Origin of the sequence: Streptomyces sp. NPDC093586, assembly GCF_044764905.1 — a bacterium.
Taxonomy (GTDB): Bacteria; Actinomycetota; Actinomycetes; order Streptomycetales; family Streptomycetaceae; genus Streptomyces.
Genome location: NZ_JBIWJA010000054.1, coordinates 24,036 through 35,705, shown reverse-complemented (window position 1 = coordinate 35,705; position 11,670 = coordinate 24,036). Strand labels below are relative to the sequence as shown.

At 68.9% G+C, this 11,670-nt stretch carries 14 protein-coding genes and 1 pseudogene; 7 read left to right on the top strand and 8 right to left on the bottom strand.

Features of this window, described 5'->3' with window-relative positions; all coding sequences use genetic code 11:
• Positions 1–52 precede the first annotated feature (52 nt).
• A complete protein-coding gene (locus ACIRFH_RS33865; protein ID WP_403529520.1) occupies positions 53–451 on the bottom strand; it encodes a hypothetical protein in 399 nt (132 codons plus the stop codon).
• A 50-nt stretch (positions 452–501) separates the two neighbouring features.
• Entirely contained in the window at positions 502–1,014 is a 513-nt protein-coding gene (locus ACIRFH_RS33860; protein ID WP_403529517.1) for an RICIN domain-containing protein, read from the bottom strand.
• A gap of 1,078 nt (positions 1,015–2,092) precedes the next feature.
• On the opposite strand from ACIRFH_RS33860, the gene ACIRFH_RS33855 reads away from it, so the two are divergent.
• From ACIRFH_RS33855 to ACIRFH_RS33845, 3 genes are all read left to right on the top strand, one after another.
• On the top strand, positions 2,093–2,887 hold the full coding sequence (locus tag ACIRFH_RS33855; RefSeq protein WP_403529515.1) for an SDR family NAD(P)-dependent oxidoreductase: 795 nt from the start codon (positions 2,093–2,095) through the stop codon (positions 2,885–2,887).
• Between the two features lie 87 nt (positions 2,888–2,974).
• The gene (locus ACIRFH_RS33850) at positions 2,975–3,682 is read left to right on the top strand and encodes a type 1 glutamine amidotransferase domain-containing protein (protein ID WP_403529513.1); all 708 of its coding nucleotides are present in this window, start codon (positions 2,975–2,977) and stop codon (positions 3,680–3,682) included.
• Between the two features lie 102 nt (positions 3,683–3,784).
• Positions 3,785–4,270, top strand: a complete 486-nt coding sequence (locus ACIRFH_RS33845; RefSeq protein ID WP_403529510.1) for a VOC family protein — start codon at positions 3,785–3,787, stop codon at positions 4,268–4,270.
• A gap of 158 nt (positions 4,271–4,428) precedes the next feature.
• Here the strand turns inward: ACIRFH_RS33845 and ACIRFH_RS33840 are convergent, their stop codons facing one another.
• Positions 4,429–4,575, bottom strand: a complete 147-nt coding sequence (locus ACIRFH_RS33840) for a hypothetical protein (protein WP_403529507.1) — start codon at positions 4,573–4,575, stop codon at positions 4,429–4,431.
• A gap of 7 nt (positions 4,576–4,582) precedes the next feature.
• On the bottom strand, positions 4,583–4,795 hold the full coding sequence (locus tag ACIRFH_RS33835) for a hypothetical protein (RefSeq protein WP_403529505.1): 213 nt from the start codon (positions 4,793–4,795) through the stop codon (positions 4,583–4,585).
• A gap of 377 nt (positions 4,796–5,172) precedes the next feature.
• On the opposite strand from ACIRFH_RS33835, the gene ACIRFH_RS33830 reads away from it, so the two are divergent.
• Positions 5,173–5,412, top strand: a complete 240-nt coding sequence (locus tag ACIRFH_RS33830; RefSeq protein WP_403529500.1) for a hypothetical protein — start codon at positions 5,173–5,175, stop codon at positions 5,410–5,412.
• 359 nt (positions 5,413–5,771) lie between these two features.
• Positions 5,772–6,395, top strand: a complete 624-nt coding sequence (locus ACIRFH_RS33825; protein WP_403529497.1) for a sigma-70 family RNA polymerase sigma factor — start codon at positions 5,772–5,774, stop codon at positions 6,393–6,395.
• Between the two features lie 393 nt (positions 6,396–6,788).
• Here the strand turns inward: ACIRFH_RS33825 and ACIRFH_RS33820 are convergent, their stop codons facing one another.
• On the bottom strand, positions 6,789–7,235 hold the full coding sequence (locus tag ACIRFH_RS33820; RefSeq protein ID WP_403529494.1) for an acyl-CoA thioesterase: 447 nt from the start codon (positions 7,233–7,235) through the stop codon (positions 6,789–6,791).
• 192 nt (positions 7,236–7,427) lie between these two features.
• Between ACIRFH_RS33820 and ACIRFH_RS33815 the strand changes: the two genes are divergently transcribed.
• Positions 7,428–7,916, top strand: a complete 489-nt coding sequence (locus tag ACIRFH_RS33815; protein WP_403529492.1) for a hypothetical protein — start codon at positions 7,428–7,430, stop codon at positions 7,914–7,916.
• Between the two features lie 55 nt (positions 7,917–7,971).
• On the top strand, positions 7,972–8,967 hold the full coding sequence (locus ACIRFH_RS33810) for a YdcF family protein (RefSeq protein ID WP_403529489.1): 996 nt from the start codon (positions 7,972–7,974) through the stop codon (positions 8,965–8,967).
• Between the two features lie 347 nt (positions 8,968–9,314).
• Here ACIRFH_RS33810 and ACIRFH_RS33805 read toward each other — a convergent pair.
• From ACIRFH_RS33805 to ACIRFH_RS33795, 3 genes and pseudogenes are all read right to left on the bottom strand, one after another.
• Positions 9,315–9,512: pseudogene (locus ACIRFH_RS33805) on the bottom strand (zinc-binding dehydrogenase); the annotation flags it as partial.
• A gap of 30 nt (positions 9,513–9,542) precedes the next feature.
• Positions 9,543–10,895 (bottom strand): carotenoid oxygenase family protein, encoded by a 1,353-nt coding sequence (locus ACIRFH_RS33800; protein WP_403529487.1) that lies wholly within the window; start codon positions 10,893–10,895, stop codon positions 9,543–9,545.
• Between the two features lie 123 nt (positions 10,896–11,018).
• Entirely contained in the window at positions 11,019–11,585 is a 567-nt protein-coding gene (locus tag ACIRFH_RS33795) for a TetR/AcrR family transcriptional regulator (protein ID WP_403529484.1), read from the bottom strand.
• Positions 11,586–11,670: the final 85 nt, after the last annotated feature.

The window sequence follows — 11,670 nt, the reverse complement described above, 5'->3', positions numbered from 1 at the left end:
TCCATGCCGACATCTCAGCATGGACATGCTCATCGCATGTCCCGCGCAGCCATCAGTACCACGATCGAGCGATCACGAACCAGGGAAGATCGGACCTAACGTCCACTGAGAAATTGTGCGAGGAGAGGTAGCTCCCGTTCCACGAGATCCTCGGACAATTTCCTGTCGCGACCTGGCGAATGGTGTGCGCATTCGGACCGGAGTAGGTGAACACCCACTGCTGGTACTTGTTTCCTCTGTTCGGGTCGCAGACTGATGTGTAGATCTCGCCGATGGCGTTGCCGTCGAGACAGCGACCGGTCTGCTTGTTCTGGTAGGTGCCCGTGACGGTGATGTCCGCTGCCTGTGCCGGTGCAGGCGTGAGGCCGAGGGCGAGCCCTGCCGTGACGGCTGGCAGAGCCGCTCGACGGATGGCCTTCATCGGCCTGTTCAGAAGTTCGATCCTCTTCATTCGGTTTGTGTTGCCTTGTCTGTTGGGGGTTGGCCTGGGTTGTCGTCGGCTCAGGTGCGGGACAGCACGTTGAGTGTCCACTTCTGGTAGTTTCCGCCGTTGCATGCCAGGGGGTAGGCCTCACCGGCCCCGTTGCTGTCCAGGCACGTGGAGGAGAACGCGGCACTACGGCGAGAGTCGCCGTCCTTGATCCACCTGCTGTTGGCATCGGCCCCGCAAGAGAAGCGCGTCGTGAAGAGGGATTCTCCGGACGGTGAAATGTACAGGCAGTTCTTCGTGGCCACGTTCACCATGGTGCCCGCCCACGGGCCGGTGTAGGTGAAGACCCACTGCTGATACTTGTTTCCCCGGTGGGGGTCGCAGATCGTCGTGTAGACCCGACCGCCGAAGTCGCTGTCCAGGCACATCCCGGTTGCCTTGTTCTGGTAGGTGCCAGTGACGGCGGTCTCCGCTGCTTGTGCCGAACCGGGCATCAGGCCTAGGGCGAGCCCGGCGGTGGCGGCCACCATGACCGATCGGCGTGCGGCCTTCATCGGGGTCCTGGCGAGTCCGAGGAGCTTCATGCGTTGCGCTCTCCGTATCTGGACCGGGCGGTGTTCACCCCCGGTCGGTGTTGACGGTGCGACTGCTACTACGAGCAGCGGCGCATTCGGTTCACCCATGGAACCGACAGGTTCCGGTGGTGAACCGGATCCCTGGTTGCCTGTGTGCCGACCGTGCTCAGGAGATCGGTCCGTGTGGGCCCGGGTTCACCGTGGGGCGGACGCAGGGCGGAGCCGGCGATGCGCGCGGCCGGCTCGGTGTCGGGCAGCCGCACCTCTGGGCCGGTGAGCGGGGCCGCTCCGGCCGCATACGCGCGGAACAGGTCGGGGTTCCGGAACTTGAGGGTGTCCAGCGCTCTCCTGGCATGACAGTTCCGGTCGTCGACGTCGTAGGGGGTGGGGACGGCCGCCCTCGCCCGCGTTGGTCTCGGTCGGCCTGTGCTGGTCCCAGCTGGGGGTATCGCGGTGAAGTGGACCTGGCTTCGTTTCCGTCGTGTCCTCGAACGACAACGCCGGCTTTCCGGATCGTCGGCCGTGGTGGTACGCACGAGGTTCCGAAGCGCAGTCGCGTGCAGGCCCCAGGGACAGGCCGAAACCGAATAGCGGGTTGGTCGTGGTCCACGCGTCTCCGATGCTCACCAGGCTGGTGGCGACCGGGACACCGTTGATGACGAAAGACCGGTACGTGCTCTCCATGCCGGACACGGCCATGACGTCAGTGATGGGTTCGCCGTGCTTCGCCAGGCGCCCAACCTGCGGCAGCTGCGGCACCACACGGTGCCTGACTGGACCTACGTCACAGAGGGCGCGATTGAGCAGGGCCGAGCACTCGCTGGTCTCGTAGGTGAGCAAGAGCGTGTCGCAGAGTGATCTCTGGCAGGCGAAGGCCCGGCAGGGGGAAGGCGGCTGGAGCGCCCCCGTCGCAGCAAGCGGCCGACGCGGTACGAGATCCGACGCCCCCGTGTGAGACGGAACGTCCTCACTCCACATTTGACAGTGAGAACGATCCGTCTCAAGATGAGTGAGAACGATCCGTCTCAAATGTTCGTAAGAGGCGGAACGGCGGGTGTTCACCCGCCGCCGAGATCAAGGGATGATCATGCAGATCGACTTCACCGGCCGGACGGCCCTGGTCACCGGTTCGACGATGGGTATCGGCCTCGCCACCGCGGCGGCCTTCGCCCGGGCCGGCGCCCGCACCGTCCTCAACGGCCGCGACGAGGGCCGCCTGAAGGCCGCCGCCGACACGATCCTCGAGCGTGTCCCCGGCGCCGACCTGGTCACCGTCGCCGCCGACGTCACCACCGAGGAAGGGGCCCGGATCCTCCTGGAGGCCGTTCCGCAGGTCGACGTCCTCGTCAACAACACCGGCATCTTCGCCTCCACCCCCGTCCTGGAGATCCAGGACGATGAATGGCGCCGCTTCTTCGACGTCAACGTGCTCAGCGGCATCCGCCTGGCCCGCCAGTACATGCCCGGCATGATGGAGCGCGGCTTCGGCCGCGTCGTCTTCGTCTCCAGCGAGACCGCCGTCGACACCCCCCTGGACATGGTCCACTACGGCGTCACCAAGACCGCCCTCCTGGCCGTCGCCGCCGGCCTCGCCAAGGCCGCCGCCGGCACCGGTGTCACCGTCAACTCGGTCCTGCCCGGCCCCACCCACACCGAGGGCATCGAGGAATACATCACCAACCTCATCCCCGACGCCGACACCTTCGACCAGGCCCAGCGTCAGTTCATCGCCGAATACCGCCCCACCTCCCTCCTCCAGCGCCTCATCCGCCCCTCCGAGGTCGCCGACCTCATCGTCTTCACCAGCTCCGCCCAGGCATCCGCCACCACCGGCGCGGCCCTCAAGGTCGAAGGCGGCACCCTCAACTCCCTCACCCCCTGACACCACGGGGAAGAGGCCCACGCCCCTTGGCACGCGGGGCACGACCTTCATTTCTCGCCTATGCAGCGCCCACAAGGAGTTCTCACCATGCCCAAGGTCCTCATGATCATCTCGGGTGCGGACAGCCTGACCCTGGCCGACGGTTCCACTCACCCCACCGGCTTCTGGGCCGAGGAGGTCGCCGCCTCTCACCGGGTACTCACCGACGCCGGCGTCGACGTGGTCTTCGCCACGCCGGGCGGCGTGCGGCCCACCGTCGACGCACTGAGCCTCGACGAGCGCGGCGGCGTCTCCGCCGAGGACGCCAAGGAGTTCCGCACCCACCTCGACAACCTCGCCGACCAGCTTGCCCGCCCCCTGCCCCTCGCGCAGGCCGAGGCTGGCCAGTACGACGTCCTCTACCTGCCCGGCGGCCACGGCCCGATGGCCGACCTCGACAGCGACGCCGATCTGGGGCGGCTGCTGAACGACGCCCAGGCGCAGGGCAAGACCGTGGCCGCGCTGTGCCACGGAGTCGCGGCGCTGCTGAGCGCCACCGGTGCGGACGGCACGTTCACCTTCGCCGGCCGCGCCCTGACCTCCTTCACCGACGAGGAGGAGCGCCAGGGCGGTCTGGGCGACAACTCCCCGTACTTCGTGGAGAGCCGTCTGCGTCAGCAGGGCGCGCTCGTGCAGACCGGCGCCGCCTGGAGCGACACCGTGGTGCGCGACGCCAACCTCATCACCGGCCAGAACCCCCAGTCCAGCGTCTCCACCGCCCAGGCCGTCCTCAAGGCACTCGGCGCCGCCAACTGACCGATCGGGCCCGGAAACCGAGGGTCTCCCGCCCTTCGGCCCGCCTTTCCGGCACGCCGCCTCCCTAGGAGCGTTCCGGACCCGCGCCAAGAAAGCAGAGCCATGCCCCATGACCCCCTGAACCAGGGGCTCGACCACATCGCGATCCGTGCCTACGACCTCGACGCCTCCGTGCAGTTTTACACCGAGGGTCTGGGATTCCGATTCGTCCAGGAATGGAGTGCGGGGGGCGTCCACCGGGCGGCCTTCCTCGACGCCGGTGACGACAGGCTCATCGAGCTGTTCGGCCCCACTGACACCCCTCCGGGAGGCTCGCCCTACCCGCTGGACGCACATCGCCGGCCCAGCGACGCCGAGCGGGCACAGAACGCCGCGGTGGTCCACCTCGCCATCCGCACCCCCGACGTCTCCGCCCTCTACGAGCAGGCTGTGCAGGCGGGGGCCGGCCCGATGGGCGGCCCGTTCTCGGTCCGTACTCGCGGCACCATCCCGATGACCTTCCAGGCTGCCTTCGTCACCGGGCCCAACGGCGAGGTCATCGAACTCATCAACCGGCCCAACGCCTCGGTCGGCGGCGACGCGGTCTGACAGGCCGCCCGACGAGGCCGCCGTGGGCCTGAAAAACGTGTGAGACCGTCCGCAGACGCGGACGGTCTCACACGCCTTCCTCTTTCTGATCCCGCCTGCCTGCCGCCGAGAAGCCCCGTGACGCACAGAGGGCGTCACGGGGCACCCCCGCGAGGGCATCACACGCCGGAGGACGGAACCTCCTTCAGCGCGTCGACCACCTGGCGGACGATGACGGCTTCGGTCGGGTCGATGAACCAGCCCTCGGTGCCGTCGGCGGAGTTCCAGCCCTGACGGCGATGGATGCCGTCGCTGGCCAGCAACATCTTGTCGTCAACCGTCTTCTCGTGGGTGGTGCCGGCCTTGCTCTCGACGTACAGGTAACCGGCCTGAGCCGACCTTCACCTGCGGCGCCTTGTTCGCCGCCGGGGAGAACCGGTCGAAGAGCTGCGGGACGCCCATGGTGGTGCCGGCGCCGACCGTGAGCGTCAGGACGCCCGCTGCGAGGACGGCGAGCGAGCACACTGCGGCGGTCAGGACGAACACGGGGCGCGTCAGACGACGGCGGGCGGGCGCGGGGGGCAGAGGGAGCAGGCGCGGTGGCCGAGGGGGCCTGGGTCTCCCGCTGGATGACAACCATGAGTTCTTCCCTGTGATAGGCATGGCGGCCTGCGGGGGAGGTCGGCTTCCTCGGGGGAGAGCAGGTGCTCGCTCCCGTGCCATCCGTCAGGCGCACGGCGGCTCTTGCTCGGACGTGGCCGGCGCATGTTCACCGGGTTCCTTCCTGTGCGGACCGGGCCGCGATCGTGCGGTCGCCTCTTACCTGCCGGTTCGCCGCGCAAGGTTCATGGATCTGGGGCATCAGTTGCGCGTCGGCGAGTTTTCTGAGCTTCTGGCGGCCCCTGGAGAGGCGGGAGAGCACCATGCCGACCGGGGATGCCCAGGACCTGGAACGCGGAGTGGTCCAGGCCCTGCCACAGGCACAGGCTCAGTACCTCCTGCTCGGTGCGCCGCAGCGCCGCGAGCGCTTGCACGGTGGCGGCCAGGCGCCCGCGGCCGTCCAAGCGGCCCGCGACCTCGTCCGCGTGGTCGGCCACGGCCGTCTCGCCTCCGAGACCGGCGGCATGGGCGGCTGCGGCCCTGTAGCGGAGGTCGCTCCGTGATCGGGCGCGAACGAGGCTGGTGACGATGCCGAGCAGCCACGGGCGCACACTGCCGCCCTCCGCGTCCAGGCGCAGGCGGCCATGCCAGGAAAGCCTGCGGATCCCCCGCTCGAATACGCACGCATGGTTGTGGTCACCTCAGTCAGCTGTCGATCCGCACAGCGGGGTTCTCGAGATCTGCGTCATGTCGGTGCCGGGCCCAGGAGACACCGGATCGGTCGTCCCGTGCACGCGGCCGAGGCCTGGAGTGAGCGGAAGTGAGCACCCATCGGTCTGTCGAGTGAGTACTCGAACGGGTGAAGGTGGCGCTGACGACGCCGCCGACGACGAGGCGGGTGAAGTCACAGCCAGGAGGAAACATGAGGGCCGCCAGCGTCATGGGGCAAGCCACGAAGGACCGGCCGGGCGCTTCCGCCTCGGAGACGTGCGAACCGCAGCACGACGACCGGCAGTCGGTGCGCCACAGCGCTGACGCCACGGACTGCGAGCGCTTCGTGCGCGTCATCTACGCCGAACACGGAAGTGCTCTCGTACGCTTCGCGGCACGCCTGCTCGGCGGGGACTGGCTCCGCGCCGAGGACATCCTCCAGGAGGCGACGATCCGGGCATGGCGGCACATCGACCTCCTCGAAAAGCAGGAGGACGGGCTGCGGCCGTGGCTCTTCACCGTCGTACGGAACCTGGTGATCGACGACCGCCGGGCCAGGCTCGTTCGGCCCGCTAGCGCCTGCACCGTCGATGATGTCGTCATCCCCGTCGAGGACGACATCGAACGGAGCCTGACGCGGCATATCGTCCAAGACGCGATGGACGACCTGACACCCCAGCAGCGCGAGATCTTGCACCACACCTATTTCCTCGGCCACAGCGTTGCTGAGGCCGCCGGGCTGCTCGGCATCGCACAGGGCACCGTCAAATCCCGGACCTACTACGCGGTGCGAGCCCTGAAGCTGGCGCTGCGAAGCCGCGGTATCCACTCCTGAGTACTCAACGCTGCGGGCCCGACCGCCGCGCCACCTCGGCGCGTACGGCATCGACCGCTCGCTGTGGGTCCGGGGCCGGCACGGACGGGTACGGGACGGGAGTCTCGTTCCGTCCGGAGGATCGCACGAGGTCGAGCAACGGCAGCAACCCGTCCAGTTCCTCGTACTCCTGACGGCAGGCGTCACACCGCTTCAGGTGTATCTCCAGTGCCGAGTGTTCAGCCTCGTCCAGCGCGCCGAGAAGACCCGGCGCTAGATCAGGGCGAGCGTGTAGGCAGTTCACCCGGGACCTCCCTGAAGCCGTGTGCCGATACACCGTCGCACGACAGGACCGCGACGGCACCCTCATTGTGCTGGTAGGCCATCGCACCGAAGGCGTCACTGCCGAGCGGCTCAGTCCTCGCGCGGCACCATGATCTCCCGGGCGACGCCACGGGCACGGTCGGACCACGGGGTGGGCAGGAAGGTGGTTCGGTCGAGACGGATGACGGTGCGGGTGCCGTGCGCGTACGTCGTTTCCCCATCGGCGGAGCACACCCGGTAGCCGGCCGTGGCCGAAGTGCTGCCGAGGCGGTCGATCCACAGGTTCACGGCGTACGTACCGGGCGCGGAGACAGGGGTGTCGTACGTGATGGTGAAGGCTTTGACCACGTTGAAGGCGTCGTTCTCCAGGCCGTCGGCTCCGCCGAAACCCCGCCTGTACCAGAACGTGGCCCAGGCGCGTTCGACCAGCAGTTGGTAGCGACCGTTGTGCAGGACTCCCATGGCGTCCAGTTCGTCGAAGTGGACCTCGACCGGTACGAGGGTACCGACGGCGGCGGGGGAAGCGGCAGCACTCACCAGGGGTCTCCTGAAGTGTGGATGAGGCGAAGCGATGTCATCCGGCACAACGGCGCCCTGCTGCATGTGGTTCACCGTTGCGGCCTCACATGCGTCGGCGGCAGGCTCCGACTCGCCCCCTGGCACGGTGAACCGGCCCGCGAAGCCCTGCGTTGAGGCTGGTGAAGTGCCACGACGAGAGAGTGAGAGACAGTGAAGGAGAAGCTGGGTGCCCTGCTGGGGGCCGCTCTGGCGAGTGCAGCCTTCTCCACCGTGCCGGCGGCGACGCCCGCGCACGCGGAGCAGCAGTACACCGTGCAGAACATGGGCAGCGGCCGGTGCCTGTACGGCCAGGCCAACCGCACTGTCCGCCAGGGCCCCTGCGACGCCAATGCCAGGTGGATGCGGGTATACCGCCACAACAGCTCGACACCCCAGGGCACGCTCAGCCCGATGCTGGTGCACGTGGCCACCGGCCTGTGCCTGGATCACAACATGGACCAGTACGGTTCCCAGCCCTACCTGTCCCGGTGCAGCGCCGAGGACTACGGCCAGCTCATCGGTATGGCATCACGCGGTGGCAACCGCATCGGCATCTCGCCCGTGGACGGGGAGCTGCAACTCACCGGCTGGGACACGGGATCGGTCAGCTTCGTGTACCCGAACGGGACTCCTGACAAGCAGCTCTGGGCCACCATCTGACGGCTGTTCCACCCTGCCGGACCTCGTCCGGCTCGGCTCACGGAGGAAGAACGAGATGCTGATCCAGATACTGGCGGCTGCCGCGCTGACGCTGTTCGTCATCGGTGTCGCCGTTGACGCGAGGCGCTTCACCAACGCCGTCCTGCTCGGCATCTTCCTTGTCCTGGCGGTGGCCGCTCACGGCCCTCGCCTCCTCGCCCTGCGTAAAGCCCTGGACGACACCCCGCTGGCCGGCCCCATCCCGGAGATCCTCGCTGTCCTGCTGGTCTGCTGTCTGCTGATCGGCAACGGCGTACGGATGGCGCGCAAGGAAGGTACCCGTCCGGCCAATCTCCTGACGCTCCTGGCGGGCCTCGGGCTGTTGTCGCTGCTGGCGTTGACGGCGGTGGCGCTCATGTTGGAGCTGCGCTCGCTGGCCGCCGCGGTGGTCATCGCGATGCTGATCACCTCCTACTTCACCTTCCTCTTCGTGTGCTTCACCGTCTACGGCTACGCCTACAGCCGGCTGGCCGTGCCGTCCGGCCTCGACTACATCGTCGTTCTGGGCTCCGGCCTGGTCGGCGGTGAGCGGGTGCCGCCTCTGCTCGCCGGCCGACTGGACCGGGCGCACGCCGTGTACGACGCTCAAGTGGCCCGGGGCGGCCGCCCCGTGCTGATTACCTCCGGTGGTCAGGGACCGGACGAGACGCTGCCCGAGGCGCATGCGATGGCTGACTACCTGTCCGCGCGCGGTGTACCGGCCGAGAATCTGCTGCGCGAGGCGGAGTCCGCCACCACCGAGGAGAACCTCCGCAACAGCAAGACGCTCATGGACGCGCGCGGCGGAGGCTACCGTTGTGCGATCGTCACCAGCGACTTCCACGCCTTCCGTGCCGCCATCACCGCCCGGGGCATGGGCATCGACGGCCATGTCCTGGGCGCCCCGACGGCTTCGTACTTCCGGCCCAGCGCGACGATGCGTGAGTTCGCCGCTGTCGTCCTGCACCATCGGTGGCTCCACCTCACGGCCTGTCTGCTCCTCACGCTCGGCTGCTGGCTGATCCTTCTCTGACGCTTCCCCCTCTGCCGCCACCACGGGCGGCCGCGATGACCCACCACATCGCGGCCGCCCGCCGTCGTTCTTCCCGCCGCCCCGGCTCGGTGCCCCGGTGCCCCGGTGCGAGGACAGCGGGGCAGCAGCCGGATCACCATTCCCCTTCAGCCGTCCCGAATATCCCAGGTTTCCCCAGGTCGAGTGGCATATCGGTGTCGCACCCCTCCCAGAGGTCCGCTGAGCGCGGGCGATACGGGCGCGCAAGCGCGTGCTGACCGCTCGAGGCGTCCTCGGCTGAAACGGCCCTGCCCCCTACCCCCGCGACGGTCGCGGAGCAGGGGGCAGTGGCTACGAGCGCCGCAGTGCTACGGCACCAGGACGACCTTGCCGACCACGGTGCCGGATTCCGCGAGCCGTACCGCTTCGCCGACCTCGGTGAGTGGCACGCGTGCGGCGACCTGGGGGGTGAGCCGGCCGTCGGCGAGCAGGGTGAGGACCTGGGTCAGGTCGGCGTGCAGTCTGGCGCGGAAGGTGTCGAGCCTGCGCCGGCCGGCCCAGATGTTTCGGTGTGTGCGCGGTGGACCGGGTGCGGGTCAGAGGGCGGTGTCGGGGATCCACGAGCCGTGGATCATCGCGGGCACCCGCCGGGGGAGGTGGATGGTGGCGACCGCGGGCGCGGTGAGGTCGGAGGCGTCGAGGACGAGCAACTTCGACGCGTCGGTGTTGAGGTCGCTCACGATGGTCAGGAGGTATCCCTCGTCCTCGCCGGTGGTGCCCTCCGCCTGGACGAAGACCGCCTCGCTGGGGAGTTGGCCGGTGCCGAAGGGCAGCAGCCAGCGGGCGCCGGTGGTGCGGTCGTACTTCACCAGGGTGTGGTTGCCGACGCCGAGGTCGTCGGGGAACGACAGGGCGTACTGGTAGCGGTGCTCGCTGCCGGTGAAGGCGTCGTTGATCGTGGGGAACTCCACCGTCAGGTCGTCGGTCTGCTGTTCCCGGACGGTGCCGGCGGTCAGGTCGACGGTCCAGCGGCGGCTGCGGGAGCCGGAGTTGGGTTCGGCGCCGCGGTCCTGGGCGCCGACCCACCAGTTCCAGGAGCGCTGCCAGCCCTCGCGGCCGACCGTGGGGCCCTCGACGACGATGTGCCCGCGGGCGTCCTCGTAGGCGTTGGCGAAGTGCATGCCGTAGCCCTGGCCGATCTCGAACCAGCGGATCCGGCGGGCGCCGCCCGCCCCGCGCGGCATGACGCCGATCCGCGAGGGCTGCGCGTCGCTCCAGCCGTACGGGATGCCGGAGTGCTCGGCGGGGTCGAAGGTGACCGAGCCCTCCAGGAAGACCACGTAGTGCTCGGTGATCGCGAAGTCGTGCTTGAGCGCGGCGCTCGCCCCGGGCACTTCCTGGCTGTCCAGCACCTGGCCGTCGGCGGAGGCGACGTGGTGGATCAGGTACGGGGGGAACGGGGAGGAGGCGAAGAAGTGCAGCTCGCCGCTGACCGGGTCCTCCTTGGGGTGGGCGGTCATGGCGGAGGTGAGCTTGCCGTCGAAGTCGTAGGCGCCCACCGTCTCCAGGTCGGCCGTCAGCTCGAAGGGCAGCGCCGCCTCCGACAGGGCCAGCAGCCGCCCGGCGTGCTCGATGACGTGCGTGCCGGCCGTGCTGGCCGTCAGGTCCGGCCCCCGGTCGGTCATGTAGGGGGCACCGTCCAGGGCGGGGGTGTGGACCCACCGGTTGCGGTACCACTCGGCGCGGCCGTCCCGCAGCCGGACGCCGTGCACCATGCCGCTGCCCTTGAACCAGTGGGTGGGGGTGATGCCGGGCTTGGGGTTGTGGCTGTTGCGGATCAGCCGGCCGGTCAGGTCCGGCGGCAGGCTGCCTTCCACGGTCAGCCCGGTCGCGGTGATCTCGTCCGCGACGGGGGCGTAGTGGCCGGTCAGATAGGGCTTGCTCGTCATGGTGATCCTCTGTTTCGGAGTAGGCGTGACTGGAGTATGTGTGGTTGAACACTCACTACATGGGGCGAAAAAGCGGGCGGCCGCCGGGTGCGCCGACGCGGGGCCGCCCGCCGGGAGGACGGGTCAGTAGTGCGTGATCCCCGTGCTCAGGGTGCGGGTCCAGGGTGCCGAGACCGCCCCGGCGTCGATGGACACCAGCAGGTGGCAGAGCATGCCGACGGCGAAGAACTGCTGCACCTGCTCCTCGCTGCCGCCCGAGGCGCTGCGGACGTACTCGACCGTGCGGGCGTACCCGGCCCGCACCGCCTCCCTGATCGCCGGCTCGGACACGGCGGCCGCCTGGGCGTGCAACTGGACCAGCATCAGGTCGTTGTCGCTGATCAGGCGGGCGTACGCGTCACCCATCGAGGCGAGGACCGCTTCGGGCGTGCTGCTCCCGGCCTCCGCCGCACCCCCTTCGAGGGCGGCGCGCACCCGGACGAAGCAGTGCTCGACGACCGCGGTGAACAGCGCCTCCTTATTCGGGAAGAGGCGGTAGACGTACGCCTGGGAGATGCCGGCGGCCTTGGCCACCTCCGACGTGGTGGTCCCGAAGTACCCTCGGGCCGCGAACGCCCCGATGGCCGTGCGCAGCACCGTCTCCCGGCGCTCGTCGGCCGTGGACAGGTGGCGGCGTTGTTCCGTCTTCATGTGAGTACTCAACCACTCACACTCTTCGGTGTCAAGCGGGTTCCTCGCGCGGGTGGCACCCGTTCCAGCGTGCCTGTCGTCGCAA

Coding starts and splice junctions, on each gene's coding strand:
- ACIRFH_RS33845 (WP_403529510.1), top strand. CDS start 3,785: ATGCCCCATGACCCCCTGAACCAGGGGCTCGACCACATCGCGATCCGT.
- ACIRFH_RS33850 (WP_403529513.1), top strand. CDS start 2,975: ATGCCCAAGGTCCTCATGATCATCTCGGGTGCGGACAGCCTGACCCTG.
- ACIRFH_RS33830 (WP_403529500.1), top strand. CDS start 5,173: ATGCCGACCGGGGATGCCCAGGACCTGGAACGCGGAGTGGTCCAGGCC.
- ACIRFH_RS33860 (WP_403529517.1), bottom strand. CDS start 1,014: ATGAAGCTCCTCGGACTCGCCAGGACCCCGATGAAGGCCGCACGCCGA.
- ACIRFH_RS33825 (WP_403529497.1), top strand. CDS start 5,772: ATGAGGGCCGCCAGCGTCATGGGGCAAGCCACGAAGGACCGGCCGGGC.
- ACIRFH_RS33800 (WP_403529487.1), bottom strand. CDS start 10,895: ATGACGAGCAAGCCCTATCTGACCGGCCACTACGCCCCCGTCGCGGAC.
- ACIRFH_RS33865 (WP_403529520.1), bottom strand. CDS start 451: ATGAAGAGGATCGAACTTCTGAACAGGCCGATGAAGGCCATCCGTCGA.
- ACIRFH_RS33810 (WP_403529489.1), top strand. CDS start 7,972: ATGCTGATCCAGATACTGGCGGCTGCCGCGCTGACGCTGTTCGTCATC.
- ACIRFH_RS33855 (WP_403529515.1), top strand. CDS start 2,093: ATGCAGATCGACTTCACCGGCCGGACGGCCCTGGTCACCGGTTCGACG.
- ACIRFH_RS33795 (WP_403529484.1), bottom strand. CDS start 11,585: ATGAAGACGGAACAACGCCGCCACCTGTCCACGGCCGACGAGCGCCGG.
- ACIRFH_RS33840 (WP_403529507.1), bottom strand. CDS start 4,575: ATGTTGCTGGCCAGCGACGGCATCCATCGCCGTCAGGGCTGGAACTCC.